The 26,800-nt window shown below is 64.7% G+C and carries 26 protein-coding genes; 15 read left to right on the plus strand and 11 right to left on the minus strand.

What is annotated here, in order from left to right:
* Nucleotides 1-3: 3 nt before the first annotated feature.
* From NLM15_RS21260 to NLM15_RS21270, 3 genes are all read right to left on the minus strand, one after another.
* Nucleotides 4-870 carry an ornithine carbamoyltransferase gene (locus NLM15_RS21260; RefSeq protein WP_254119099.1) on the minus strand — a complete coding sequence of 289 codons (867 nt, stop codon included), beginning with the start codon at nucleotides 868-870 and terminating at the stop codon, nucleotides 4-6.
* Nucleotides 871-893: 23 nt separating this feature from the next.
* Nucleotides 894-1,292 (minus strand): MAPEG family protein, encoded by a 399-nt coding sequence (locus NLM15_RS21265; RefSeq protein WP_028153058.1) that lies wholly within the window; start codon nucleotides 1,290-1,292, stop codon nucleotides 894-896.
* Nucleotides 1,293-1,354: 62 nt separating this feature from the next.
* Nucleotides 1,355-3,163: an alpha/beta hydrolase gene (locus NLM15_RS21270; RefSeq protein WP_254119100.1), complete on the minus strand. Its 1,809-nt coding sequence runs from the start codon at nucleotides 3,161-3,163 to the stop codon at nucleotides 1,355-1,357.
* Between the two features lie 252 nt (nucleotides 3,164-3,415).
* Between NLM15_RS21270 and NLM15_RS21275 the strand changes: the two genes are divergently transcribed.
* From NLM15_RS21275 to NLM15_RS21300, 6 genes are all read left to right on the plus strand, one after another.
* Entirely contained in the window at nucleotides 3,416-3,691 is a 276-nt protein-coding gene (locus NLM15_RS21275; protein WP_254119102.1) for a hypothetical protein, read from the plus strand.
* Between the two features lie 215 nt (nucleotides 3,692-3,906).
* On the plus strand, nucleotides 3,907-5,127 hold the full coding sequence (locus NLM15_RS21280) for an LL-diaminopimelate aminotransferase (protein WP_254119103.1): 1,221 nt from the start codon (nucleotides 3,907-3,909) through the stop codon (nucleotides 5,125-5,127).
* Nucleotides 5,128-5,155: 28 nt separating this feature from the next.
* Nucleotides 5,156-6,472, plus strand: a complete 1,317-nt coding sequence (locus NLM15_RS21285; RefSeq protein WP_254119105.1) for a homoserine dehydrogenase — start codon at nucleotides 5,156-5,158, stop codon at nucleotides 6,470-6,472.
* Between the two features lie 80 nt (nucleotides 6,473-6,552).
* Entirely contained in the window at nucleotides 6,553-7,554 is a 1,002-nt protein-coding gene (gene glpX, locus NLM15_RS21290; RefSeq protein ID WP_254119107.1) for a class II fructose-bisphosphatase, read from the plus strand.
* 144 nt (nucleotides 7,555-7,698) lie between these two features.
* The gene (locus tag NLM15_RS21295) at nucleotides 7,699-8,418 is read left to right on the plus strand and encodes a haloacid dehalogenase type II (protein WP_254119108.1); all 720 of its coding nucleotides are present in this window, start codon (nucleotides 7,699-7,701) and stop codon (nucleotides 8,416-8,418) included.
* 489 nt (nucleotides 8,419-8,907) lie between these two features.
* Nucleotides 8,908-9,666 (plus strand): sulfite exporter TauE/SafE family protein, encoded by a 759-nt coding sequence (locus NLM15_RS21300; protein WP_254119110.1) that lies wholly within the window; start codon nucleotides 8,908-8,910, stop codon nucleotides 9,664-9,666.
* Here NLM15_RS21300 and NLM15_RS21305 read toward each other — a convergent pair.
* On the minus strand, nucleotides 9,654-10,316 hold the full coding sequence (locus NLM15_RS21305) for a TetR/AcrR family transcriptional regulator (protein WP_254119112.1): 663 nt from the start codon (nucleotides 10,314-10,316) through the stop codon (nucleotides 9,654-9,656). The two genes, NLM15_RS21300 and NLM15_RS21305, sit on opposite strands and share 13 nt — an antisense overlap.
* A gap of 186 nt (nucleotides 10,317-10,502) precedes the next feature.
* Between NLM15_RS21305 and NLM15_RS21310 the strand changes: the two genes are divergently transcribed.
* From NLM15_RS21310 to NLM15_RS21320, 3 genes are all read left to right on the plus strand, one after another.
* Nucleotides 10,503-11,708, plus strand: coding sequence for an efflux RND transporter periplasmic adaptor subunit (locus NLM15_RS21310; protein ID WP_254119114.1), 1,206 nt, complete (start codon nucleotides 10,503-10,505; stop codon nucleotides 11,706-11,708).
* A gap of 5 nt (nucleotides 11,709-11,713) precedes the next feature.
* Nucleotides 11,714-14,860 (plus strand): efflux RND transporter permease subunit, encoded by a 3,147-nt coding sequence (locus NLM15_RS21315; RefSeq protein WP_254119116.1) that lies wholly within the window; start codon nucleotides 11,714-11,716, stop codon nucleotides 14,858-14,860.
* Between the two features lie 71 nt (nucleotides 14,861-14,931).
* Nucleotides 14,932-15,825, plus strand: coding sequence for a LysR family transcriptional regulator (locus tag NLM15_RS21320; protein ID WP_254119118.1), 894 nt, complete (start codon nucleotides 14,932-14,934; stop codon nucleotides 15,823-15,825).
* 16 nt (nucleotides 15,826-15,841) lie between these two features.
* Here the strand turns inward: NLM15_RS21320 and NLM15_RS21325 are convergent, their stop codons facing one another.
* The 7 genes from NLM15_RS21325 to NLM15_RS21350 form a co-directional block, all read right to left on the minus strand.
* Nucleotides 15,842-16,051 (minus strand): hypothetical protein, encoded by a 210-nt coding sequence (locus NLM15_RS21325; RefSeq protein WP_254119120.1) that lies wholly within the window; start codon nucleotides 16,049-16,051, stop codon nucleotides 15,842-15,844.
* A gap of 10 nt (nucleotides 16,052-16,061) precedes the next feature.
* Nucleotides 16,062-16,187 carry a hypothetical protein gene (locus tag NLM15_RS43525; RefSeq protein ID WP_256565475.1) on the minus strand — a complete coding sequence of 42 codons (126 nt, stop codon included), beginning with the start codon at nucleotides 16,185-16,187 and terminating at the stop codon, nucleotides 16,062-16,064.
* Nucleotides 16,188-16,191: 4 nt separating this feature from the next.
* Nucleotides 16,192-16,350, minus strand: coding sequence for a hypothetical protein (locus NLM15_RS21330; protein WP_254119122.1), 159 nt, complete (start codon nucleotides 16,348-16,350; stop codon nucleotides 16,192-16,194).
* A 27-nt stretch (nucleotides 16,351-16,377) separates the two neighbouring features.
* Complete coding sequence (locus tag NLM15_RS21335; RefSeq protein ID WP_254119123.1) at nucleotides 16,378-17,799, minus strand: OFA family MFS transporter; 1,422 nt, start codon at nucleotides 17,797-17,799, stop codon at nucleotides 16,378-16,380.
* Between the two features lie 231 nt (nucleotides 17,800-18,030).
* Nucleotides 18,031-19,002 carry an MBL fold metallo-hydrolase gene (locus NLM15_RS21340; RefSeq protein ID WP_254119125.1) on the minus strand — a complete coding sequence of 324 codons (972 nt, stop codon included), beginning with the start codon at nucleotides 19,000-19,002 and terminating at the stop codon, nucleotides 18,031-18,033.
* 169 nt (nucleotides 19,003-19,171) lie between these two features.
* Complete coding sequence (locus NLM15_RS21345; RefSeq protein ID WP_254119127.1) at nucleotides 19,172-19,654, minus strand: VOC family protein; 483 nt, start codon at nucleotides 19,652-19,654, stop codon at nucleotides 19,172-19,174.
* A 108-nt stretch (nucleotides 19,655-19,762) separates the two neighbouring features.
* Nucleotides 19,763-20,428 (minus strand): GntR family transcriptional regulator, encoded by a 666-nt coding sequence (locus NLM15_RS21350; RefSeq protein ID WP_254119128.1) that lies wholly within the window; start codon nucleotides 20,426-20,428, stop codon nucleotides 19,763-19,765.
* 117 nt (nucleotides 20,429-20,545) lie between these two features.
* Here NLM15_RS21350 and NLM15_RS21355 point away from each other — a divergent pair, with 117 nt between their 5' ends.
* Genes NLM15_RS21355 through NLM15_RS21380 form a run of 6 tightly spaced genes read left to right on the plus strand, consistent with a single transcriptional unit; the run spans nucleotide 20,546 to nucleotide 26,756 of the window.
* Nucleotides 20,546-21,340 (plus strand): enoyl-CoA hydratase/isomerase family protein, encoded by a 795-nt coding sequence (locus tag NLM15_RS21355; RefSeq protein ID WP_254119130.1) that lies wholly within the window; start codon nucleotides 20,546-20,548, stop codon nucleotides 21,338-21,340.
* A 9-nt stretch (nucleotides 21,341-21,349) separates the two neighbouring features.
* Nucleotides 21,350-22,609 carry a CaiB/BaiF CoA-transferase family protein gene (locus NLM15_RS21360; RefSeq protein ID WP_254119132.1) on the plus strand — a complete coding sequence of 420 codons (1,260 nt, stop codon included), beginning with the start codon at nucleotides 21,350-21,352 and terminating at the stop codon, nucleotides 22,607-22,609.
* Nucleotides 22,610-22,664: 55 nt separating this feature from the next.
* Nucleotides 22,665-23,657, plus strand: a complete 993-nt coding sequence (locus tag NLM15_RS21365; RefSeq protein ID WP_254119134.1) for a tripartite tricarboxylate transporter substrate binding protein — start codon at nucleotides 22,665-22,667, stop codon at nucleotides 23,655-23,657.
* A gap of 56 nt (nucleotides 23,658-23,713) precedes the next feature.
* On the plus strand, nucleotides 23,714-24,196 hold the full coding sequence (locus tag NLM15_RS21370; protein WP_254119136.1) for a tripartite tricarboxylate transporter TctB family protein: 483 nt from the start codon (nucleotides 23,714-23,716) through the stop codon (nucleotides 24,194-24,196).
* An 11-nt stretch (nucleotides 24,197-24,207) separates the two neighbouring features.
* Nucleotides 24,208-25,758, plus strand: coding sequence for a tripartite tricarboxylate transporter permease (locus NLM15_RS21375; RefSeq protein WP_254119138.1), 1,551 nt, complete (start codon nucleotides 24,208-24,210; stop codon nucleotides 25,756-25,758).
* Complete coding sequence (locus NLM15_RS21380; protein ID WP_254119140.1) at nucleotides 25,755-26,756, plus strand: 4-hydroxythreonine-4-phosphate dehydrogenase PdxA; 1,002 nt, start codon at nucleotides 25,755-25,757, stop codon at nucleotides 26,754-26,756. Before NLM15_RS21375 ends, NLM15_RS21380 begins: the two co-directional genes overlap by 4 nt.
* The last annotated feature ends 44 nt before the right edge of the window (nucleotides 26,757-26,800 follow it).

Below are 26,800 nucleotides of genomic sequence, written 5' to 3' on the forward strand. Positions count from 1 at the left end.
CGGCTACGCGGCGACCCATTCCAACAGCGCGTTTTGCGCGTGGAGCAGATAGGCCTTCGCCACCGTGCTGCTGCAGGCGCGATGCGACATCGCATCGGCGCTGACCTCCTGACCTCTGGTCACGGGCGGGCAGGGCAGGAAAATGACGTCGGGACGGCATCTGTCGAGGAGCGATGCCGATAGCTGGTAGTCAAGGAGTTGATCCGCGCGGGCGTCATCAGGCCAGCAATCCGTGATGATCACATCCGCATCGAACAGGGCATGCAGGCTGGTGCTCGCCGTGAAGTTCGGGCTCGCGATGTCCTTGAGATGCCAGTCCTCCGGATAGATCTGCGTTACTTTGAGCGGCAGCGAGACCGAGGCTTCGACCCATGACCTCAGGATGTTCGCGGCAGGCGACACGCCGACCACTTTCAGGCCGTCGAGCCCGGCTCTCTTGCTCGCGACATAAGCGAGATCGCCGAGCGTTTCGCAAGGGTGGTTCGATCGCGTCCTGGCATTGACGACGGGAGCCCTGGCGCTCGACGCAAGCTCGCGCAGGGTCGACAGGTCCCGGGTGCGGACGACCAGGATGTCGAACCAGTTGTCGAGATATCCGGCCAGATCAGCTGTCGTTTCGTGGATATTGAACCTGATCGGAGGCTGAACGCAGATGCCTCCCATCGCCCTCACGCCGAGATCGAAGGCCGTCGTGTTCCGCCATCCACCGTCGTCGGCGATGAGCGCCACACGCCTGCCGGTCAGGCTCTGGGGCATGGCGCGGCTATTCCACGCAGCCGCGAGCACCTGCGCGCGGTCAACGATGGACTGGATCGTGTCCGCGCTGAGGTCGTGAAACTGGACGAAGTCCCGACTGGATTCGCTACGCATTGCCGAGCGTTGCGCGCGCGTGCTCAGAACACCTTGAAGATCGCCAGCGCCAGCACGGCCTGCGCGAGGAAGCCGACGGTGAAGGCCAGCGTGCGGAAAACCGGGATCCCGAGGGCGTAGACGATCAGGTGCGCGACACGCGACCAGAAATAGACGGCGCAGGCGAGCACGGTCCATTTGGAGGAATAGTCGATCGCGTTCAGGATCAGCACCAGTGGCGCGAACAGCACGAGGTTCTCGACCGCGTTGTCATGCGCGAACATCAGGCGGTTCGCCCATTCGGCTTGCGGCTTGTCGGCGCGCGAGGGATTGGCCAACGCGCCGCTGAGACCGCGAACCTGGCAGCGGTTGATGGTGTAGGGGATCCAGAGAATTCCGGTCAGGATCACCGTCAAGGTCAGCCAGAACAATTCACGCGTCATAACCCGGTCCCCTCTGTCGTCGCTGCGTTGAAAGCGAGCTTATACAAGCGTCGCAGATTCCGCTATGCGCGAACCCTGACATAGCTGCCGGGGGCGTCCTCGAGGGGCGGCAGGGCTTCGCTTCCGACCGCGCGCGCCGGGACTTCCTCGGGATCGAGCCCGCCCAGCCATTCGCGCCAGTCCGGCCACCACGAGCCCTTGTGCTCCACCGCGCCCTTCATCCACTCGGCGACGTTGACGTCCTTGACGTTGTCGTTGGTCCAGTACTGGTATTTGTTCGAGGCGGGCGGATTGACGACGCCGGCGATGTGGCCCGAGCCTGACAGCACGTATTTCACCGGGCCGCCGAAGAACTGCGAGCCGTAGAGCACCGATTCCGCCGGCGCGATGTGGTCCTCGCGGGTGGCGAGGTTGTAGACGGGCACCTTGACCTTGGAGAGGTCGAGCAGGGTGTTGTCGAGCACCATCGTGCCGGTGGAGAGCCGGTTCTCCAGGTAGCAGTTGCGCAAATAATAGGAATGGTTCGACGCGGTCATGCGCGTCGCGTCCGAATTCCAGTGCAAGAGGTCGAACGCGCTTGGCTGCTGGCCCTTCAGATAGTTGCTGACGACGTAGGACCAGATCAGATCGTTGGAGCGCAGCATGTTGAAGGCCATCGCCATCTTGGAGCCTTCGAGCACGCCGGCGGCCTTCATGTCCTGCTCGAGGGCCGCGATCTGCTCCTCGTCGACGAACACCAGCAGATCGCCGGCGTGGGTGAAGTCGACCTGTGCCGCGAAGAACGTCGCCGACGAGACGCGCTGGCGGCGCTTCTCGGCGAGCCAAGCCAGCGTGGTGGCGAGCATCGTGCCGCCGACGCAATAGCCGGCGGTGTGCACCTTCATCTCGCCGGTGACCTTCTCGATCACGTCCATCGCCGTGAGCGGGCCTTCCTTCATGTAGTCTTCCCAGCTCTTGTTGCCGCGCCGCTTGTCGGGATTGACCCATGAGATCACGAACACGGTGATGCCCTGGTCGACGCACCACTTGACGTAGGACTTCTCCGGTTTGAGATCGAGGATGTAGAACTTGTTGATCCAGGGCGGCACGATCAGGAGCGGCGTGCGCAGCACGTTCTCCGTGGTCGGCGAATACTGGATCAGCTGCATCATCTCGTTCTGGTAGATCACCTTGCCCGGCGTCGTCGCCATGTTGACGCCGACGACGAGATTGTCCGGATTGGACTGGCGGATCTTCAGCATGCCCTTGCCGGCGGCGATGTCCTCGGCCAGCATCTTCAGTCCGCGCGCGAGATTTTCACCGCTGCTTGCCACCGTCTCGCGCAGCACTTCCGGATTGGTCAGGACGAAGTTCGACGGCGAGATCGCGTTGGTGACCTGCTGGACGTAGAACTCCGCCTTGCGGCGGGTCTGCGGGTCGAGCCCGTCGGCGTCGCGCACTAGCTCCTGCGCCCATTTGGTCGTGAGCAGATAGAGCTGCATCATGAAATCGAAGAACTGGTTCGACTTCCACTCTGGATCGGCAAAGCGCTTGTCGCGCGGCGAGGGCGCGATCGCGGGCGCGGCGTCCTGGCCGGCCATGCGGCGCGCAGCCGAGCCCCAGAGGTCCAGATAATCCTTGGCGAGCTTGGTCTGCAGATCGGACGAGCGGGACGTATCCGACAGCCAGTATTCGGCGACCGAGGTGAAGGTCTTGACCACTTCCGTGAGCTCGGCCGGCGGGCGATCCTGCACCTCGCCGCTCTCGCGTGGCTTTAGGTACGCGGCGAGCGCCTTGCCGCCGCTCTCCATCGCCCGCGCGACATTCATCGCGAAGGCTTCCGCATCGAACTTCGTCTCGGGTTTGGGCGTGTCGGTCGTGGCGGTACTCATGAGCAGAACAGTAACGATTCATTCCGTATTCGTCACCGCGAAGCTCGCATGTTTGGCGTTAAACAAGCTCCAACATGTGCTGCACTGCGACAAAGTTTCTTGGTTTTGTCACAATCGAGGTGCACCTCTCCGGTCGTGGGCCTTGGATGTTTTCTCGCTCGTACCATTTGTGGGCAGCAATGGTTTGAGCTTGGGCAGGTTGTCGGGTTAGTCTCCGGCAGCTTGCTTTGGGACGAGTAGGGGATTTCCCAAGTGTTGGCGTTCAGGGACCTGCAAAAGTCGCTGCCGATCTGCGGCGCGCTGCTGATGGCGGCGCTTGCCCTCGGCGGCTGCTCGAGCCAGCTCGCAGATATGACACCCGCCGATGCGCAAGCGCATCCCAGGGAGCCTGGGACCTACCTCCCGGTGCACGACCTCCCGCCGGATCGCGATCAGGCGGTCATCCCGCCGGACCAGCGCGCCAAGATCGAGGCGGAGCTCGCCGCCGCACGCGACCGTCAGGCCGTCGCCGCCAAGGACGCGAAATAGCGCGGTGCAAGGTAATCGCTGGCGCCCCCGCCACTCCGTGCTAAAAAGACCTCAGTTCAGCCGAGAGTCAGGGCGAAGGTGTTCAGCCCTTGTCGCTGAAAGTCGCTCCAAGTAGTTGATTTTGAGTGATTTTCGCGCAAGGGGCGGTCGCCTTTGAAATAGGCGTCATCGCCTTTCGATTCTGTCCTGACCGGTTGCCCGGAGCCCAGAGAGCCATGGAAGATTTTTACCGCATCCGCCGCCTTCCGCCTTACGTGTTCGAGCAGGTCAACCGGGCCAAGGCGGCCGCGCGGAATGCCGGTGCCGACATCATCGACCTCGGCATGGGCAATCCGGACCTGCCGGCGCCGGCCCATGTGCTGGAGAAGCTGAAGGAGACGCTGGGCAAGCCGCGCACCGACCGCTACTCGGCCTCCCGCGGCATCCCCGGGCTGCGCCGGGCCCAGGCCGCCTATTACGCCCGCCGCTTCGGCGTGAAGCTCAACCCCGACACCCAGGTCGTGGCGACGCTCGGTTCGAAGGAGGGGTTTGCCAATGTGGCGCAGGCGATCACCGCGCCCGGCGACGTCATCCTCTGCCCAAACCCGAGCTATCCGATTCACGCCTTCGGCTTCCTGATGGCAGGCGGCGTGATCCGCTCGGTGCCCTCGGAGCCGACGCCGCAATTCTTCGAGGCGGTGGAGCGGGCGATCGTGCATTCGATCCCGAAGCCGCTCGCGCTCGTGGTCTGCTACCCCTCGAACCCGACTGCCTATGTCGCGAGCCTCGACTTCTACAAGGACCTGGTCGCGTTCGCGAAGAAGCACGAGATCCTGATCCTGTCCGATCTCGCCTATGCCGAGGTCTATTTCGACGAGAACAACCCGCCGCCGTCGGTGCTCCAGGTGCCCGGCGCGATCGACGTCACCGTCGAGTTCACCTCGATGTCGAAGACCTATTCGATGGCCGGCTGGCGCATGGGCTTTGCGGTCGGCAACGACCGCGTGATCGCGGCGCTCGCCCGCGTCAAATCCTACCTCGACTACGGTGCCTTCACGCCGGTGCAGGTCGCCGCGACCGCCGCGCTGAACGGCCCCGACGATTGCATCAAGGAAATGCGCGACACCTACCGCAAGCGCCGCGACGCGCTGGTGGAGTCATTCGGCCGCGCCGGCTGGGAGATCCCGCCGCCGGAAGCCTCGATGTTCGCCTGGGTGCCGCTGCCGGAGGCCTTCCGCAGCGTCGGCAGCATGCAGTTCGCAACCCTGATGGTGGAGAAATCCGGCGTCGCGGTCTCGCCCGGCGTCGGCTTCGGCGAGCATGGTGAAGGATATGTCCGCATCGCCATGGTGGAAAACGAGCAACGGATCAGGCAAGCCGCGCGCGGCGTGCGCCGCTTCCTTGAAAGCGGCATCGAAACGTTGCACAACGTCGTTCCGCTCGCCAATCGGCGCTAATTCTCTTCTGCAGGTTTTCTAAAGCATCATGGTTGCACCCCTGAAAGTGGGCATAGCGGGGCTCGGCACCGTGGGCGCCGAAGTTGTCCGTTTGATCGAGACCCAGGCCCGCGTGCTCTCGGGCCGCAGTGGCCGCGGCATTCGCGTCGTCGCCGTCACCGCGCGCTCGAAGGCGAAGAAGCGCGGCGTCGATCTGCGCGGCGTCGAATGGGCCAAGGATCCGATGGCACTGGCCACGCATCCCGGCATCGACTGCTTCGTCGAGCTGATGGGCGGCGCCGGCGATCCCGCGCTCTCCGCCGTCGAGGCGGCGCTGAATACAGGCAAGTCGGTCGTCACCGCCAACAAGGCGCTGCTCGCCAAGCACGGCCTGAAGCTTGCCAAGGCCGCTGAAAAGCACGGCGGCGCGCTGAATTTCGAGGCAGCCGTCGGTGCCGCGATCCCCGTCATCAAAACGCTGCGCGAGGGTCTTGCCGGAACCGGCATCAACCGCGTCTACGGCATCCTCAACGGCACCTGCAATTACATCCTGACCCGGATGGAGCAGGAAGGCCTGTCCTTCGCCGAATGCCTCAAGGATGCGCAGCGGCTCGGCTATGCCGAGGCCAACCCGTCCTTCGACGTCGACGGCCATGACACCGCGCAGAAGCTGGCGATCCTCGCCAGCCTCGCCTTCGGCACGAAAGTTGCTCAAAGCGCGGTGTATGTCGAAGGCATCTCATCCATCGCGCCGGAAGATCTCCGCGCAGCCGACGATCTCGGTTACCGGCTCAAGCTGCTTGGTGTTGCGGTTCGCACAGCCAAGGGCATCGAGCAGCGCGTGCATCCGACCATGGTGCCGAAATCCTCTTCGATCGCGCAGGTGATGGGGGTCACCAATGCGGTCACGATCGACGGCGAGGGCATTCCGGCGATCACGCTGGTCGGGCCCGGGGCCGGCGGTGCTGCGACCGCGTCCGCCGTCGTCGCCGACATCGCCGACGTCGCGCGCGGCATCCGCGCCAATCCGTTCGGCCGGCCGATCTCGCATCTGCGCGACACCAAGAAGGCGCCGATGGAGCGGCACGAGGGCGGCTACTACATCCGCCTCTTGGCGCGCGATTTCCCGGGCACTGCGGCGGCGATCGCGACCCGGCTCGCGGAACAGAAGATTTCGATCGAATCGATCGTGCAGCGCCATCCGAACGGCGGCGCTGCGCCGACCGATGGCAAGGCGGTGCCCGTGCCCGTCATCCTGATCACCTATGCGACGCATGAGGACGCCGTGCGCCGCGCACTGGCCGCCGTCCAGAAGGACAAGGTGATCAGCGGACGGCCGCAGGTCATCAGAATTGAGAAGAACTGACACGGTTCGAACGAACTGTGGGTGTTACGAGTTGATGTGGGCGGAGATTTCCGTCCCAAACGTTTCGAAGGAGTTAGCCGATGTCGACCCATATTGAAGTCCCCCCGCACCACTTGCTCGAGCGCATTCTCACGCTGGAGATCGTGCGGGTGACGGAACGGGCGGCAGTGTCGTCGGCGCGGCTTCGCGGACACGGCAACGAGAAGGCGGCCGACCAGGCCGCCGTGGACGCGATGCGGCGCGAGCTCAACAAGCTGCCGATCCAGGGCACCATCGTGATCGGCGAGGGCGAGCGCGACGAGGCGCCGATGCTGTATATCGGCGAGCAGGTCGGTCTCAAGGCAGGCCCGCAAGTCGATATCGCGGTCGATCCGCTGGAAGGCACGACGCTGTGCGCCAAGAACATGCCGGGCTCGATCGCCACCATGGCGATGGCCGACGGCGGCACGCTGCTGCACGCACCCGACGTCTACATGCAGAAGCTCGCGATCGGTCCCGGCTACGACAAGGGCGTGGTCGATCTCGATGCATCGCCGGCTGACAACGTCCGCCGCCTCGCCAAGGCCAAGGGTGTCAATCCCGACGGCATCACGGTTCTCGTGCTCGATCGTCCGCGCCATGCCGACATCATCTCGAGCGTCCGCTCGACCGGCGCGGCCGTCCGCCTCATCACCGACGGCGACGTCGCCGGCGTGATCCACTGCGCCGATCCCGACAATACCGGCGTCGACATGTATCTCGGCACCGGCGGCGCGCCGGAAGGCGTGCTCGCGGCCGTGGCGCTGCGCTGCATCGGTGGCCAGATGCAGTGCCGCCTCATCCTCGATTCCGACGAGAAGCGCGAGCGCGCCGCCAAGATGGGCGTCAACGATCCCAAGATGATCTACGGCATCGAGGACATGGCGCGCGGCGACTGCCTGTTCGCCGCCACCGGCGTCACCACCGGCTCGCTGCTGTCTGGCGTCAAGTTCCGTAAGGACGGCGTGATCGAGACCGAGACGGTCGTGATGCGCTCCGTCACCGGCACCGTGCGCTACATCAAGGCCGAGCACCGCGAACTGGCGAAGTTCCACCTGGACTGACGCCCGCCGTCATTCCGGGGCGACGCGAAGCGTCGAACCCGGAATCTCGCGCCACAACTTCTGGATTCCGGCGTTCTCAGGGCCGCGCCTCGCGCGGTCCCGTTGCCCCGGAATGACAACAAGAACAATCAGAGGGAAGCGCTCATGTCCGATCTCACCGCCGTCAAAGCCCTGGTCTTCGACGTGTTCGGCACGGTCGTGGACTGGCGCACCAGCCTGATCACCGACTTCATGTGGTGGGGGAAGGGCCGCGGCATCAGCGCCGACTGGACCGCCTTGGTTGACGGCTGGCGCGGCATGTACATGGCCTCGATGGACGACGTGCGCCAACATCCCGAGCGCGGCTATGTCATGCTCGACGATCTGCACCGCCGCTCGTTGGAAAAGCTGGTCGCGCAGTTTGCGATCAAGGGCCTCACCGAGGCCGATCTCGATCACCTCACCAAGGGCTGGCATCGCCTCAATCCCTGGCCCGACAGCGTCGCGGGCCTGACGCGGCTGAAGACGAAATTCGTGATCTCGCCGCTGTCGAACGGCAACGTCGCGCTGCTCACCAACATGGCGAAGTTTGCAGGCCTGCCGTGGGATCTCGTCATGTCAGCCGAGTTGTTCGAGCACTACAAGCCCGATGCCGAAACCTATCTCGGCGCCGCGCGCCTGCTTTGCCTCAAGCCGGAACAGGTGATGATGGTCGCCGCCCACAACGGCGATCTCGCCGCCGCACAGAAGAACGGGCTGAAGACCGCGTTCGTGGCGCGGCCGACGGAATACGGGCCGTTGCAGAAGGTCGATTTCGAGGCGACGGGTAAGTGGGATATCGTCGCCAGGGACTTCGGCGGGATCGCCGACAAGCTGGGCTGCTAGCACCGCAGCTCCCGCTCGCAGATTAGCTGCGAGCTCGACCACCGGGCCGAGCAATCACGCTTGCGCGGGGCCGTGGTCGCAAGACGCGTGCCGCAGCAGCGAAACCGCGACCTTGCTCAGCGCCGACATACCGCTACGCCGCGTGGCGGGCGGGCTGCCGTCCGACGTGACGAGGGAACATACCCCAAAGCACATGGTTCGGAGCCTCGGTCATTATTGCACCGAGTACAATGTTCTGATTGTACCGACAAATAAGTCGGATCATATTCCGGGCAAAGAGCAAATTGCACCGGGAGCGCTCGGTGGCAATGGAGCGACGACAATGCCCGTGAGTTATCTCGATCTGTTTCTCGCGTTCCTCGGATTGACCTTTGGACTGCCCTCTGTGCTGCCCGGCCTGTTTTTCCGGAATGAGGACGGTCGGCCCCCGAGGTCGCAGGCGGACTGATGGTGCTGTTCGCACAGCGTAACGGACCTTGAGAAGCGCAGATGGAGTTGACGGCCACCACAATCCTCGTCGCGTTCACCGGCGTCTTCCTGATCTGCTTCATGAAGGGCGCGTTCGGCGGCGGCTTCTCGATCATCGGCATTCCGCTCCTGTCGTTTGTGATGGACCCGGTGACCGCTGGCGGACTGCTCGCGCCACTGTTCATTGCGATGGATCTGTTCGCGCTACGCTACTGGAAGCCTTCGACCTGGTCGAAGCCGGACATCGTCCTGCTATTGCCCGGGCTCGTGGTCGGCATCGGCCTCGGTTATCTCCTGTTTCGCGTGCTGGACCATCGAGCGGTTGCGATCGTGATGGCGGTCGTCACGCTGATCTTCGTTGGCTTGTGGTTGGTGAGCGATCCGAAGGTGGTCGTTCGCCCGCGTTCGGCACCGAAGGCGGTCGCTGCCGGTCTTGCCTCGGGCGTGACGACGATGGTCGCGCATTCCGGCGGGCCGCCGCTGGCGATGTATCTGCTACCGCTCGGCCTCAGCAAGGAGGTCTATGCGGGAACGACGAGCCTGTTCTTCACTGTCGGCAATGCGACCAAGGCGGTGCCGTGGCTGCTGTTGGTGCGGCCGGCGGGCCATGTCTGGATCGTGATGGCGGCCTGCCTCCTGGCCATTCCCACCGGCGTCTGGCTCGGCTGGCGGTTGCATGGCAGGCTCGACCGGCAACAGATCTATCGCGCCTGTCACGGATTGCTGGTAGTCACGGCGCTGAAGCTCTTGTGGGACGGTGTTTCCGATTATCTCGTGTGATCTTCAGCCGCGCAGAACATCGCAATCGCAAGATCGATCCGCCGGTCCAGCGCCCGGCGGTTGAGCCGGAATCCGTCGTCGGTCAGCAGGCGGAAATGATCATGGCTGAATACCATTCCGAGCAGCATTTCGGCGACAAGGCGCAGCGGCAGGTTCTCGAGACGAGGCTCCAGGCGAACCGTCCTAAGCAGTTCGGCGACACCGTCCGTGCCAGTATCGAGGATAACTTCCGCGAACATGCGGCCGAGGCCAGGTGAAGCCTGGCGCTCGCCAATGATCAGGCGATGCAGCGCGATTTCGCTCGGCGCCAGCGCCACGTCGGCAATCTTCCGGAGCGAGTGTCGTAACCGGGTCGCCGGCGGTCCTTCAAGCGGAGCGTCCGCAAAATGAACTTCGGGCAGGCTGCGCAGCAGCATGGCGCGGAATAGCTCGGTCTTGCTCTCGAACAATTTGTAGAGCGTCTTCTTCGACATTCCGGCAGCGCCGGCGATGTCGTCCATCGTCGTCGCCGCAAAGCCCTTGCTGGTGAAGGTGTCCTTCGCCGCCGTCAGCAGGTGCAACATCCTCGCGTCGGGAGCGGGAATATCGACGCTCCGCTCCGGGGGACGGTTGTCGCCGGTGCGGGTGCGCTTCTCCGATGTTTTCGCCATGCAAGACCTGCCGCCGATGTTGAGCCGCTTCACGACTGCTTGAACGGAAATGTGAGGGCAGCCTAGCACTTGACTTCAGGGATGGAAACTACCAAGTTTCCTAATGGAAACCAGAGAGTTTCCAATTGTTTCCGTTGCCATGATCCCGCCCTGAGGTCGGCAACGCCATCTCATGGATCGTCAATCATGCCTCTCCCGATCGTCCGCGCCGTTCCCTTGCTTGCCCTGCTGTCGCTCGCAGCCTGCGGCGAGCAGAGCCAGGCGCCGGTCGCGCAACAGGCGGCGCCGGAAGTCGGCGTCGTCACGTTGAAGCCCCAGCAGGCGAAGGTCTCGACGGTCCTGCCGGGCCGCGTCGTCGCCTATCAGGTTTCCGAGGTGCGGCCGCAGGTCACCGGCATTCTCCTCAAGCGCGACTTCGTCGAAGGTGCCGAGGTCAAGGAGGGCGACCAGCTCTATGAGATCGATCCCATTCAGTACAAGGCGGCGCTGGCCAGCGCCGAGGCCGCCGTGCAGAGGGCGGAGGCAACGCTCGTCAGCGTCAAGCTGAAAGCCGCGCGCAAAACTCAGCTGTTCCAGACCAACGCGGCCAGCCAGCAGGACGTCGACGATGCGGTCGCCGCCTACAAGCAGGGCGAGGCCGATGTGAGCGCGGCGCAGGCCAACCGCGACACCGCTGCGATCGCGCTGGACCGCACCAAGGTCGCCGCGTCGATCTCGGGCCGCATTGGGAAGTCGACGATCACGCCGGGCGCACTCGTCACCGCCAGCCAGGCGACCGCGATGACGACGATCCAGCAGCTCGATCCTGTCTACGTCGATCTCGACCAATCGACATCCGAGATGGAGCGCCTGCGCAGCCAGATCGCGAGCGGAAAGCTCAAGCGGCCGGCCGAAGGCGTGCAGGTCGAGCTCCTGATGGAGAGCGGCAGGGCCTACGGTCACAAGGGCAAATACGGTTTCACCGATACGAGCGTCAACGAGAGCACCGGCTCGGTGAGCTCGCGCGCGATCTTCGCCAATCCCGAGCGCGCGCTGCTGCCCGGCATGTACGTCCGCGCCCGCGTCGTCGCCGGCGTCGATCCGGCCGCGATCCTGGTGCCGCAGCGGGCGGTCTCGCGTAATCCGCTGGGGCAGGCGGTGGCGATGTTCGTCGACAAGGATGGCAGGATCGAGCAGCGGACGCTGGATCTCGGCGAGGAGATCGACGGCAACTGGCTGGTTCGTTCCGGCGCCAAGCCGGGTGATCGTCTCGTCGTCGAGGGAACGCAGAAGGCCCGCCCCGGCGCGTCCGTTAAGACCGTCGAGGTCGCGGTCGATCCGGCAACCGGCCTGACAGTGAATCCGACGCGGCAGGCCGATGCGCGGCCCGCGGCCACGACGACCGAGCAGTAATCATCATGTCGCACTTCTTCATTAAGCGGCCGATCTTCGCCTGGGTCATCGCCATCCTGATCATGCTGGGCGGCGTGCTCGCGATCATGCGGCTGCCGATCGCGCAATATCCGCAGATCGCGCCGACCGTGGTCACGATCACGGCGACCTATCCCGGCGCCAACGCCGAAACGGCGGAGAACTCGGTGACCAAGGTCATCGAGCAGAACATGACCGGTCTCGACTATCTCCAGTACATGTCGTCGTCCAGCACCTCGACCGGCGTCGTGCAGATCTCGCTGACATTCACCAACGAGGCCGACGCCGACATCGCCCAGGTGCAGGTGCAGAACAAGCTCCAGCTCGCCACCCCGCTGCTGCCGCAGGTAGTGCAGCAGCAGGGCATCAAGGTCGTGAAGTCGTCGTCGAGCTTCCTGATGGTGCTCGGCTTCGTGTCCGAGGACGGCCGGCTCACCGCCAGCGATATCGCCGATTACGTGGCGTCCTCGATCAACGACCCGATCAGCCGCGTTGCCGGCGTCGGCCAGGTGCAGCTGTTCGGCTCCGAATACGCGATGCGGATCTGGCTCGATCCGGACAGGCTCGCCAAATACAATCTGATGCCGGGCGATGTGACCGCGGCGATCCAGGCCCAGAACACGCAAGTGACGGCCGGCCAGCTCGGCGGCCTGCCGTCCGTCGGCGGCCAGCAGCTCAACGCGACCATCACCTCGCAGAGTCGCCTTCAGACCGTCGACCAGTTCAAGGACATCATCCTGCGCACGGCATCATCGGGCCAGGCGGTGCGCATCGGCGACGTCGCGCGCGTCGAGCTCGGGTCGAAGTCCTACGATTCCACTGCGCGCTACAACGGCAAGCCGGCTTCAGGCATGGGCATCAGCCTTGCAACCGGCGCCAACGCGGTTGCAACCTCCGAAGCCGTGAAGACGCGCATTGCCCAGCTCAGTGCCACCATGCCGGAGGGGCTGCGCGTCATCTATCCCTACGACACCACGCCGTTCGTCAAACTGTCGATCGAGAAGGTGATCCACACGCTGTTCGAGGCGATTGCTCTCGTCTTCGTCGTGATGTTCGTGTTCCTCCAGAGCTGGCGCGCCACCATCATTCCGACCATCGCGGTACCGGTGGTGCTGCTCGGGACGTTCGGCGTGCTTTCGCTTGCCGGCTATTCGATCAACACGCTGACGATGTTCGCGATGGTGCTGGCGATCGGCCTGCTGGTCGACGACGCCATCGTCGTGGTCGAGAACGTCGAGCGCGTCATGGCCGAGGAGCATCTGTCCCCGCGCGAGGCGACCGAAAAGTCCATGCGCGAGATCACCGGCGCTCTGGTCGGGATCGGCGTCGTGCTCTCGGCCGTGTTCATCCCCATGGCCTTCTTCAACGGCTCCGTCGGCATCATCTACCGGCAGTTCGCGCTGACCATCGTCACGGCGATGCTGCTCTCGGTGCTGGTGGCGCTCGTCCTGACCCCGGCCTTATGTGCCACGATCCTGAAGCCGCCGAAGCATCATGGCACCCAGGGCGGCTTCTTCGGGCTGTTCAACCGCGGCTTTGATCGCATGGCCGATGGCTACCAGCGCGGCGCTGCGGTTGCGATCAAGCGGGTTGCGGGCTTGATGATCGCCTTCGCGGCGATCGTCGCCTGCATGGTCGTCCTGTTCCAGCGGCTGCCGAGCTCGTTCCTGCCCGAAGAGGACCAGGGCACGATCATGACCCTGATCCAGCTTCCGGTCGGCGCCACCTCGGTGCGCACGCTCGAGGTCATCAAGCAGGTCGAGCACCAATATCTCGACAACGAAAAGGATGCGGTGGAAGGCGTGTTCGCTGTCAGCGGTTTCAGCTTTGCCGGCCAGGGGCAGAACGTTGGCCTTGCCTTCGTCAGCCTGAAACCGTTCGACGAGCGCAAGAGCCCTGCGACCTCGGCGCAGGCCGTGGTCGGCCGCGCCATGGGCGCCTTTTCAAAAATCCGCGACGCGATGGTGTTCGCGGTGTTGCCGCCCTCGATCCCCGGCTTCGGCAATGCCGGCGGCTTCGATCTCTATCTCCAGGACACCGGCGGCAACGGTCACGAGGCGCTGATCCAGGCGCGCAACCAACTGCTCGGCCAGCTCGCGGCGGATAGGCGCGTGGCGCAGGCGCGGCCGAACGGCCAGGACGATACGCCGCAATTCAACCTCGACGTCGATCAGGCCAAGGCCACCGCGCTCGGCGTCAACCTGAGCGATCTCAACACCACGCTGTCGGCGGCCTGGGGCGGGGCCTATGTCAACGACTTCATCGACCGTGGCCGCGTCAAGCAGGTCTATGTCCAGAGCGATGCGCCGTTCCGCATGGATACCAGCGACATCGGCCGCTGGTACGTCCGCAATACCGCCGGCTCCATGGTGCCGTTCTCGGCGCTGGCCACCAATCGCTGGAGTTATGGTTCGCCGCGGCTGGAGCGCTACAACGGCGTCGCGGCCGTCGAGCTCCAGGGACAGGCCGGGCAGGGCATCAGCTCGGGTATCGCGATGCAGGCCGTGGAAGAGCAGATGGCCAAGCTGCCCAAGGGCTACGGGCACGAATGGACCGGATTGTCGTTCCAGGAGCGGCTCACCGGCAGCCAGACGCTGTACCTCTATTCGATCTCGCTCCTGATCGTCTTCCTCAGCCTTGCGGCGCTCTATGAGAGCTGGTCGGTTCCGTTCGCGGTGATGCTGACGGTGCCCATCGGCGTGCTCGGCGCACTGCTCGGAGCGACGCTGTTCAGCCAGGCCAACGACGTCTATTTCCAGGTCGGCCTGCTCACCACGATCGGTCTCGCCTCGAAGAACGCGATCCTGATCGTCGAGTTCGCGCTGGAGCAGATCGCGGCCGGCCGCAGCCTCGTCGAGGCCACGCTGCACGCGGCGCGGCAACGTCTCCGCCCGATCTTGATGACTTCGCTCGCCTTCATCCTCGGCGTGATGCCGCTGGCGGTGGCGACAGGGGCGGGCTCCGCCAGCCAGAACGCGGTCGGCATTGGCGTGGCCGGCGGCATGATCGCGGCGACCGTGCTGGGCATCTTCTTCGTTCCCGCGCTGTTCGTGCTGGTCAAGCGGATCTTTCCCGGCGCCAGGACGGATGCGGCAGTGCCGAAAACGGCGATCTTTGCCGAGCCGGCGGAATAGGCCAATCGGTTGGTTTGACATCTTTCATGCAAGCGCCTTTCATATCGATAATGTCGATGTGAGGGGCGCCCGTGGATACCGAGCTCGCGCGTACATTCCTGACGGTGGTTGCGACCGGAAATTTCATCACGGCCGCCGAGCGGTTGCATGTCAGCCAGTCCACCGTCAGCACGCGGATCCACAGTCTCGAAGAGCTGCTCGGCTGCACGCTGTTCGTGCGCAACAAGGCTGGCGCTGCGCTGACGGCGGCCGGACGTCAGTTTCAGCGTCACGCCTCGACGCTTGTTCGCACCGTCGAGCAGGCCCGGCACGACGTCGGCATTCCCAGGGGATTTAGCGGCGCGCTCGTGGTCGGCGGCCGCATCGGCCTGTGGGAAGAGTTTCTGCTGCTCTGGGTGCCGCGCATGCAGGAGGCCAACCCGCAGATCTCCATCCGCGCCGAGAGCGCGCTCGAGCCGGAGCTGATGCAGGGGCTGGTCGAAGGCCGCATCGACATCGGCGTGATGTACACGCCGCAAAGCCGTCCGGGCCTCAAGGTCGAATTGCTGATCGAGGAGCAGCTCGTGCTGGTCTCGACCAACCCGAAGAGCGATCCGGAGCCGCAGGACGGCTACGTCTATGTCGATTGGGGGCCGGAATTCTACGCCCGCCACAGCGCCGTCTTTCCGAATTTCGCGGGGCCAGCGCTATCAGCCAATATCGGCTGGCTCGGGCTTCAGCACGTGCTGGCCAACGGCGGCTCCGGCTACTTCGCGCAGCGGATCGTCGAGCCGCTGCTGAGGGCGCGGCGACTGCACCTGGTCGAGGGCGCGCCAAAATTCTCGATGCCGGCCTATGTCGTCTATTCGGTCGACCAGCCGGACGATCACGTGCAGGGCGCGATCGCGATCATGCGCGACCTCGCCGCCGAGCAGACGAGGCGCGTGACGGAACCGCCGCCGCGCAGCGCGCGCAAGCGCCGTTGACGGCCGGTCTACCCAGCTACCCGCGCCTGTGCAGTCGGGTCTCGGCGACGGCCGTCACTGCGCCGATCGCCAGCATGGCGATAATGACGTCCGCGGTCGCGCCGAAGCCGAAGGCGAGAACCGCAGCGGCGATCACCGCGGCCAGCATGGAGACGGTAAGGCCTTCGTCAGCGATCAGCTGTCGCGCGCTCCCGAGGAGCGTTGTGCGCTTGTTCGCAGGGAGCATCGCCGCTTGCCTACTGAAACAGCTTCATGGCGTTGAGCAGGGTCTGGATCACGCCCGCGAGCAGGGGGATGCCCGCGAAGCTCCAGGCAAGTGCCAATTGTAGCGGCGTGGTCTTCGCCGTCTGAACGGTCTGCATGATGTCAGGCCCCCGAGGGATTGTTGCTTGCCGCCGCCACAGCCGCGATCTCGCTGGCGCGATGCACCGGCTTGATCGCCGTCATGATCTGGGACATCCGATGGACGACCCAGCTCAACCACAGTTGGGAGATTGATGCTTCGCTTCGCGTCGTGGTGGTCATGGTCGCCTCCTTGTGTTCGTTCGAACGTCAGGCAGCACGCGCCGGCTCGAGACCTGAATTGTCCTCGTCCTGCATGTGATGACGTTTGTCGACGGCACGGACGCAGAGGTTGGCGAGGAAGCCGACCACGAGCAGTCCGGCCATGATGTACATGGTGGTGTTGTAGGCCTGCGCCTTCGGCACGCCGTGCGTGACGTTGTATTCCCTGATGTAGTTGATCAGCACGGGACCGGCGATGCCGGCCATCGACCACGCCGTGAGCAGGATGCCGTGGATGGCCCCGACATAGCGGGTGCCGAACATGTCGCGCAGATAGGCCGGCACAGTGGAGAAGCCGCCGCCATACATGCTGACGATGATCAGGAAGCACAGCACGAAGAGCACGACATTACCGCTCGCGCCGGCGTAAGGCACCGTCACGTAAAGCGCGATGCCGAGCACCATGTAGACGAAATAGGTGTTCTTGCGTCCGATGAAGTCGGACAGCGAAGCCCAGCTGAAGCGTCCACCCATGTTGAACAGGCTCATCAGGCCGACGAGACCGGCGGCCGCGATCGCGGTGATGTGCCCGGGGAACATCTCCTGGCTCATCGCCGAAGCTTGGCCGAGCACGCCGATGCCGGCCGTTGTGTTGCAGAACAGCACGATCCAGATCAGCCAGAACTGCGGCGTCTTGATCGCCTGATAGACGAACACGTCGTTTTTCGTCATCAGCTTGGTGGCGGCTGCCGGCGGCACGTAACCCTCCGGCTTCCAGCCCGGCGCCGGCACGCGGACGATGGCCGAGCCCACCATCATGAAGACGAAATAGACACAGCCCAGCGTGATGAAGGCGCCGAGCACGCCGACATCGCTCGTGCTCGCAAATCTGCTCATCAGCCAGACGGAGAAGGGGGAGGCGATCAGCGCGCCGCCGCCAAAGCCCATGATGGCCATGCCCGTCGCCATGCCCGGCCGGTCGGGAAACCATTTCATCAGCGTCGAGACCGGCGAGATATAGCCGATGCCGAGCGCGCAGCCGCCGATCACGCCGTAGCCGAGATAGATGATCCAGAGATTGTGCAGGTAAACGCCGAGCGCCGAGATCAGGAACGCGCTCGCCCAGGCGACGCCGGCGGTGAACATCGCCTTGCGCGGGCCGCCTTCCTCGACCCAGCGTCCGAACACCGCGGCCGACAGGCCCAGGAAGACCATCGCGATCGAGAAGATCCAGCCGAGCTCGGTGAGCTTCCAATCGCCGGGCGCCGATTGCGTGATGCCGATCAGCTTGGTCATCGGCAGGTTGAAGACGCTGAAGGCGTAGGCCTGTCCGATGCACAGATGGACGCAGAGCGCCGCGGGCGGCACCATCCATCGGCTGTAGCCTGGCCTTGCGATCGTGTGCTCGCGATCGAGGAAGGGCAGCAGCGAACGTGCAGGCAGTCCCGATGCGTCGAGCGTCGTCGTCATCCCAATCCTCCCCAGCATCGCCATTTTGGCGGCGGCCTTTTCGGGCAGCCGGCGATCGCGCGTAATCAGGCTACGCAGGAGAACGGTTTTGACAAACGAATAATATGAGTTGTTACAATCGGATTGTTAGATATTAGAAAAAACAGAAATCGGTGCGCGTGTTTCTCGATCGGCGAAGGGACCGAGCGACTCGCGCCGCCCGGACCTGATCTCGCGAACGACCTTGACGGTCTACAACGTCATCTGCATCGGTTCGGGATAGTAATGGAAGCCCTCACCGGCCTTGGCGACATGGCCGTAGCCCGGCCAGGCGAAGTGATAGGACATCACCGGCGTCTTGTTGGCCGCAAGCATCGTGAGCAGCTTCACGCGCGACTCGGCCGCCTGTTTCGGGTCGGTGTCGTAGGAGAATTCCATCCGCGGCCGTTCCAGCAGCAGTACGGAATGGTGCGAGAGGTCGCCGAGGAAGGCAAAGGATTTGCCGGCCGACGAGACCAGGAAGATGGTGTGGCCGACGGTATGACCGGGCGCCGCGATCGCCTGCACGCCGGGCAGGAATTCCTGGCCGTCCTTGAAGAACACGATGCGGTCGCGGACCGGCAGCAGGTTCTTGCGGGCGTGAACCACGAAATCCTTGGCCGCGCTGCCGAGCTTGCCCTCATCGGTCCAGAAATCGAAATCGGTCTGGGAGATGTAGATCTGCGCGTTCGGAAACAGCGGCTTGCCGCCGTCGTCCACGATGCCCCCGATGTGGTCGATATGGGCATGCGAGCAGACCACGGCATCGATGTCCGCCGGCTTGATGCCGGCCTCGGTCATGCTCTTCTGCTGCCGGCCGGTTGTCGCGCCGAACATCTTGGAGCTTCCCATGCCGGTATCGAACAGGATGAGCTTGTCGCCCGTGTTCACGATCGGCGAGTTCTGCTCGAGCACGACATTGTCCGGCGACAGGAAATTGTCGGCGAGCATCTTCTTCACGTCTTCCTTGGGGACGCCGGTGAAAGTGCCGGAGGGATCGCCGAGCGGCAGCGGTCCGTCGGACACGATGGTGACTTCGGCGTCGCCGAGAACGAAGCGGTGCCAGTAGGGGGTCTGGGTACCAAGCTTGGGAGCGCGCGCCATCGCGCTGCTGCCGAGCATTGCGCTGGCGCCAAGGCCTGCGCCAAGTGTGAGCAGGGATCGACGTGAGACATTGAGTGTCATTCGTTTCCTCCACTTTTTCTTTTTTGGTTGCGCGATCGTGTCGCGCGTCATGGTCGGCCCGAGGCCAGCAACGGGATGCTGGGGGCGCTGCGGCAATGCAATCAATGATTGTGTCGCGATTGTGTCTGCTGGGCGCGCGATGCCGCAGGACGGCACGAATCTTTTTAACTCACGATGGCGCGCGCGTACCCAGGCGTTCGACGAAGCGTATCAGGTAGCCGTCCGGATCCTGGACCAGGAATTCACGCTGGCCGCACTCGAGGTCGCCGACCCGGTACCAGGCTTCGTTCGGCTGCTCGTAGAGCGGCCATTTCGCATGGCCGAGGGCGTTCAGCATGGGATCGATGAGGTCGACGACCATCTGGAAGTTGACGCCGCGTCCGAACGGACGCTGCATCTCGGCCGTCTCCCAGCGGCCGTTCAATTCGCAGAGCATGACCTGCAGACGCCCCCTGACGAGATACGCAAATCGCGCATCGGGGCGGTCATACGCGACCTCGAAGCCGAGCACGTCGCGCCAGAACGACAGGCTGGCTTGAATGCTGGAAACGCCGAGTTCGGGAACGAGATCGGCAAAGCCGCCTTGCGGCGCGCTTCCGGTGCTGTCGGAGGTCGCCCGCGCGACAGGGTCTGAGGGCAGCGGTTTGTTCATTGCGGCCTCGTGATCTTATCATCGATCTTCGAGGCCGTTATTGCAGCGAAGCGGCGCGAAGGCCAGAAGCGGCATGGGTCGAACGCATGCGCGCCGGGCGATCGCCTCTCAGGCGATCCGCAGCGCGAGGTCGTGTCCTTCCGTTTCGGCAAAGCCCGCCTGCAGGACCTCTTCGCGCTTGTGGCGGAGATGCGCACGCAGGATGTGGGAGAGGCCGGCGCCGTCGCGCCGCTGGAGCGCGTTCAGGATCGCCTCGTGCTCCTTCACGGCGAGCGCCCAGCGCTGCGGCGTCATCGGCGTGACATAGCGCGCGCGGCGGATGCGCGCGGTCACGGAGGCGTAGAGCCCGGCCAGCGCGGGGTTTCCGGCGGCGGTGACGATGGCTTCGTGGATGGCGCGGTTGCCGCGGTAGTACTGGATCAGGTCGCCCTCGCGATAATGCTGCACCATGTCCGCATGCGCGGCGGCGATCGCATCGATCTCGGCGTCGGTGATGCGTTCGCAAGCGAGCTCGCCGGCGAGCGCCTCGAGACCCTGGCAGACCTCGAACAGGTCGCGCATGTCCTGGTCGGTCAGTTTTGCCGCGCGTGAGCCGCGATGAGGCAGGAGCTGCACCAGCCCCTCGGCGGCGAGCACCTTGAGCGCCTCGCGCAGCGGCGTGCGCGAGATCTGGAGCCGATCGCACAGCTCGCGCTCGGGAATTCGCGCGCCCGGCGGGATTTCGCCGTCGAGCAGGATGGTGCGGATGCGGCCGACGACCTCCTCATGAAGCATGGGATCAATCTCTATTTTGCATTCAAAAAAGAAGAAATAGGTACATCGACGGAAATTATAGCTTGAATATCTGAATTTTTGCATTCAAAAATGCAGAAAACAAGAGGACATGAGGAAATGGACCAGGCCATGGAGGCGGAAGACCTCGTTTTTGAATGCAATGACGGCATCGGGCGGATCACTTTCAACCGCCCGCAGGCCCGCAATGCCTTCACGTTCGCCATGTACGAGCGGCTCGCGGCAATCTGCGAAGAGGCCAATGGCGATCGTTCCATCAAGGTCCTGGTACTGCGCGGCGCCGGCGACAAGGCGTTCGCCTCGGGCACCGACATCAACCAGTTCCGCGAATTCAAGACGCCGCAGGACGCCATCGACTACGAGAACCGGATTGATCGCGTGCTCACGACGCTGGAGCAGTGCCGGGTGCCGACCATCGCGGCGATCAACGGGTTCTGCACCGGCGGCGGGGCGGGCATCGCCGCGGCCTGCGACCTGCGCATCGGCACCCGAAGCGCGAAACTCGGATTTCCGATCGCCCGGACGCTCGGCAATTGCCTGTCGATGTCCAATGTCAGCCGGCTCACCGCGCTCATTGGCGCCGCGCGCGTCAAGGACCTGATCTTCACCGCGCGTCTCATCGATGCGGCGGAGGCCGCAAGCGTCGGGCTGCTCGGCGAGGTCGTCGAGGATCTTGCGGCGCTTGACCGGCGCGCCGAGGAGGTCGCCCGGCTGCTCGCCGGCCACGCTCCGCTGACCCTGACCGCGACCAAGCAGGCGGTGGCCCGCCTGCAACGGCGGCTGACGCGGGACGAGGGGGAAGACCTCATCCTGATGTGCTACACGAGCCAGGATTTTCGCGAAGGGCTCGATGCTTTCCTCAACAAGCGCGCGCCGCAATGGCGCGGCCAATAGGACGGGCCGATGCAAAGCGATCGTTTCCAATCCAGGTCTCCCCGCAAGGGCCCGCTCGCCGGCCTCAAGGTCGTCGATCTCACCCACGTCATGGCCGGGCCGACCTGCACCCTGATGCTCGCCGACATGGGCGCCGACGTCATCAAGATCGAGAAATCGCCGAACGGCGACGACACCCGTCACTCGGTGCCGCCGAAGATCGGCGAGGAGGCGGCGTCCTTCCTGATGATGAACCGCAACAAGCGCGGCATCGTGCTGGATCTGAAGACCGACGGCGGCAAGCAGGTGCTGCGGCGGCTGATCGCTGATGCCGACGTGCTGGTCGAGAATTTTGCGCCAGGGGCCATGGAACGCCTGGGCTTCGGCTACGAGGAGCTGCACAAGCAGCACCCGACCCTGATCTACTGCTCGCTGTCGGGCTTCGGCCGTACCGGTCCCTACAAGCACCGCCGCGGCTTCGATCTGGTCGCGCAGGCCATGAGCGGCATCATGAGTTTTACGGGCGAACGTCCCGATGGTCCGCCGGTCAAGTGCGGTCCACCGCTGTCCGACATCACCGCCGGCCTGCTCGCGAGCATGGGTATCCTCGCCGCCTATACGCACCGTCTCAAGACCGGCGAGGGGCAGTGGGTCGAGACGTCGCTCTATGAGGCGGCGCTGGTGCAGACCTATTGGCAGTCCACCATCGCGCTGGCCGCGGGCACCGCGCCGCGCGCGATGGGCTCGGCCCATCCGCTCAACGCGCCCTATCAGGCCTTCGAAGCCTCCGACGGCTGGCTCGTGGTCGGCGGCGCCAACAAGAAGCACTGGCTGTTGATGCTGGAGGCGCTCGGCGCGAGCGAGCTCGCCGCCGATCCGCGCTTCGTCACCGGGGCCGACCGCATGGCGCATCTGAAGGAACTCGAAGCCGTCCTGAGCGAGCGCTTCCGCACCCGGTCGCGCGCGCACTGGCTCGCGGCGCTGGACGAGAAGGGCGTGCCGTGCGGACCCGTGCACGACATGCTGGAGGCCTTGAGCGATCCGCAGACACTGGCGCGCGAGATGGTGGTTGAGGTCGAGCATTCTACGCTCGGCGCCGTGAAGACGATCGGGCTTCCCGTCAAGTTTTCGGAGACCCCAGGCAAAGTGCTGTCAGGCGCGCCGGTCTACGGTGAGCACACCAGCGAGGTGCTGGCCGAGCACGGGTTCGACCAGAAGCAGATCGAAGCGCTCGAAAAAGAAGGCGCGATCGTCCTGGCATCAGGGAGGCGCGAGGAACGCGTCGCCTGACCGGACGTCGATACGACCAACAAGAACAACAGAACAAGATCATCTGGAGGAAATCATGGGTCGGACGTCAACATTCCTGCTTTCCGCGGCCGCTTCCGTGCTCGCCGGCACGGTTCCAGCACTCAGCGCCTGGCAGCCACAGAAGCCGATCGAGTTCGTGGCGACCGCGGGACCGGGCGGCGGCACCGACAACCTCGCCCGCGCCGTGCAGAACATCATCACCAAGCACAAGCTGACGGAACAGCCGATCGTCGTGGTCAACAAGGGCGGCGGCAGCGGCGCCGAGGGCTATGTCTACGGCAAGGCCTCCGCGGGCGATCCCTACAAGGTGATCTTCGGCACGTCGAACGCCTGGCAGCAGCCGCTCGTCTCCAAGGTCGCCTTCAACTACACCGATCTCACCCCGATCGCAGCGATGGCGCAGGACGAGTTCCTGCTCTGGGTCAAGCAGGACTCTCCTTTCAAGACGGCGGGGGACTATCTGAAGGCGGCCGCATCGGGCGAGTTCAAGATGGGCGGCGCCCAGTCCAAGGACACCGACGAGGTGCTGACCCGCATGATCGAGAAGGCGGGCAAGGTCAAACTGACCTACATCCCCTTCAAGAGCGGCGCGGAGACCGCGGTGCAGCTCGCCGGCGGACACCTCGATTCCCACGTCAACAATCCCAGCGAGAGCCTCGGCCAATGGCGCGGCGGAACGCAGCGGCCGCTTTGCGTTTTCAGCCCCAAGCGGCTGGCGCAGGGCGCCAAGGTCACGGCGACCGAAGGCTGGGGCGACGTTCCGACCTGCGTCGAGCAAGGTCTCGACATCAAGCAATACGAGCAGCCGCGCACGGTGTGGCTGCCCGGCAAGGTCACCCCGGACCAGGCGGCGTTCTATGTCGACCTGATGAAGAAGGTGCAGGCGACGCCGGAGTGGAAGGACTACATCGAGAAGACCTCGCAGGTCGACACGTTCCTGACCGGCGCCGAGTTCGACAAGTTCATCAAGGAGGACCTCGAGCACGTCAGGCAGGTCGCGGGCGAGCAGGGCTGGCTGGTCAAATGAGGCGCGACCGCTGCGTTCAATGACGTCCTGTTGTCTCTCGCCACCAGGAGCTCCCCATGATATCGCGCCGCGCTCTTGAACTCGCGACCGCCGTCCTCACCGGCAGCTTTGGTGTGGTCGTCGTCGTCTCCAGCCTCGACAACGGCATCGGCTGGTCGAGCAACGGCGTCGATGCCGGCACCTTTCCGTTCCTGACCGGAATCATCATCGTGCTCGGGAGCCTCGCCAATCTGGTGCGGGGCGTGTTGCCGGCCGCGACGCTGGCAAATGTTCCGATCGCGATCACGCCGATCGAGCTGCGCCGGCTTGCCGGCCTGTTCGTGCCGGCTGCGATCTTCGTCGCCGCGATTCCGCTGCTGGGGATGTATCTCGCCTCGGGCCTCTATGTCTTCGCGGTGCTGGCAATCCCCCGGCATCAATCCGTGCCGCGTGCGCTGGCCATGGCGGCGGCGACGGCGCTCGCGCTCTACGTCGTGTTCGAGCGCATGTTTCAGGTGAGCCTGCCGCATGGTGCGCTGGCCGCTGCCTTCGGCTTCTGACGGAGAGGTCGATGGATAATCTCCAGGAGCTCCTGCACGGCTTCACCATCGCGGTCACGGTGCCGCATCTGGCCCTGATGGCGGTCGGCGTGCTGCTCGGGATCCTCGTCGGCGTGCTGCCGGGGCTGGGGGCGCCGAACGGCGTGTCGCTGTTGCTGCCGCTGACCTTCGGCATGCAGCCGGTGTCGGCGATCATCCTGCTCTCCAGCATGTATTGGGGCGCGCTGTTCGGCGGCTCGGTCACCTCGATCCTGTTCAACATTCCCGGCGAGCCGTCGTCCGTCGCGACCACCTTCGATGGTTATCCGATGGCGCGCGACGGCCGGCCGACGACGGCGCTCGCCACCGCCTTCGGCTCGGCGGCGTTCGGCGCGCTGGTCGGCGTCATCCTGATCACTTTCCTCGCGTCCTGGGTGGCTCAGGTCGCTCTCGCCTTCGGGCCGGCGGAATATTTTGCGGTCTATTTCCTGGCCTTTGCGAGCTTCGTCGGCATGGGTGGCTCGGCGCCGATCAAGACCGTGGTGGCGCTGGCCATCGGCTTTGCGATCGCCGCCATCGGCATCGACACGGTGTCCGGCAGCGTCCGTCTCACCATGGGCGTGGACGAGCTGGTCAAGGGCGTGAACTTCGTCGTCGCGGTGATGGGCCTGTTCGGCATCGGCGAGCTCCTGGTCGCGGTCGAGGAGGAGTTTCATGCCCGCGCGGTGTCCTCGAAGATCGACTGGCGCGAGGTGTTCCGCGCGGTGGGCCGCCTGCCGCGGCACAGCGTTGCGCTGCTGCGCAGCGCGGCGATCGGATGCTGGATGGGGATCACACCGGGCGGTCCGACCGCGGCCTCCTTCATGAGCTATGGCATCGCCCGCCGTTTCTCGCGCCGCGGCCGATATTTCGGCACCGGCGAGGTCGAAGGCATCATCTCGCCGGAGACGGCCGATCATGCCGCCGGCACCAGTGCCCTGCTGCCGATGCTTTCGCTCGGCATACCCGGCTCGGCGACCGCGGCCGTGATGATGGGCGGGCTGATGATCTGGGGCCTCAATCCCGGGCCGATGCTGTTCGTCGACCAAAAGGATTTCGTGTGGGGCCTGATTGCCTCGATGTATGTCGGCAATATCGTCGCCGTCGCGCTGGTGCTGCTGACCGTTCCGGTCTTCGCCGCATTGATGCGGATTCCTTTCGTCGTCATCGCGCCGCTGATCGTGATCATCTGCGTCGTCGGCGCCTATTCGGTGTCGAACTCCTATCTCGACGTGGTCATGATGCTCGGCTTCGGGATCGTCGGTTATCTCTTCAAGAAGCTGTTTTATCCGCTGGCGCCGCTCGTGCTCGCGATCGTCATCGGCGACAAGGCCGAGGATGCGTTCCGGCAGTCGATGTTGATATCCAAGGGATCGTTGGGGATCTTTTTTGCGAACAAGCTGGTGACGTGCCTGGTGGTGGGTGGAATCGCGCTGTTGCTGCTTCCGCTTGTGCTGCAGCTTGCGCGCGGGCTGCGCAAGCCCGCGCCGTCCACCGATGAGACGACAACCCAAGAGACAACTCGGCAGAAGGTGACCATATGACCGCAAAGCCGCTCGTTGCACTGGCAATGGGAGACCCCGCCGGGATCAGCCCGGAGCTGACGGCGAAGATCGTGGCGCTGGACGAGGTCCGTGCCCGCAGCCGGATCGTCGTGATCGGCGACCGCCGCATCTTCGACGAGGGCGCGCGCGTCGCTGGTGTCAAGCCGGACCTCGCCATGGTGGAGCAGGGCGCCGACCTTCGGGCAGCGAAGGGAGATGCGCTGTTCGTCGAACTCGGCCATCTCGACCCTAAGGAGGTCGAGCCGAAGACCGCGACCCTTGCCGGCGGAAAATTCGCGCTGGCCAATTACCGGCACGCACTCGAACTCGGCCGCGACGGCCGCGCCGACGCCGTCTGTTTCACGCCCTTCAACAAGCAGGCGATGCGGCTGGCCCGCGCCGAGTATGACGACGAGATCGCATTCTCGGCCGAAGTCGTCGGGCTCAAGACACCGGCAAGTGAGTTCAACGTGCTCGACCGGCTCTGGAACGCACGGGTCACCTCGCACATTCCGCTGAAGGATGTCGCAGCAAACCTGTCCAGCGAGCGCATCCATCGCGCGCTCAAGCTGACGGATTCCTGCATGCGCAACGCAGGTTTTGAGCGGCCGCGCATCGCGGTCGCCGGGCTCAATCCGCACGCCGGCGATGGCGGTAATTTCGGCCGCGAAGAGATCGACATCATTGCCCCGGTGGTCGCAGCCGGCCAGCGTGAGGGTATTGCCGCGGAGGGGCCGTTTCCCGCCGACACCGTGTTCCTGCGCGCCAAGGGCGGCGCCTTCGATGCAGTGCTGACGATGTATCATGACCAGGGTCAGATCGCGATGAAGCTGATGGGCTTCGATCGCGGTGTGACCCTGCTCGGCGGCTTTCCATTCCCGATCTGCACGCCCGCCCACGGCACCGCCTACGACATCGCGGGGCAGGGGATCGCGTCCACCGGCGCAAGCCGCGCCGCGCTACTGTTGGCCGCGGAGATGGCGGCTCAACGACGCTGACATATTGCCGCCGGTGTGAATTCTGGGCGCGTCGCCGGATCTCG

The sequence above is a fragment of the Bradyrhizobium sp. CCGB20 genome, assembly GCF_024199855.1.
Classification (GTDB): domain Bacteria; phylum Pseudomonadota; class Alphaproteobacteria; order Rhizobiales; family Xanthobacteraceae; genus Bradyrhizobium.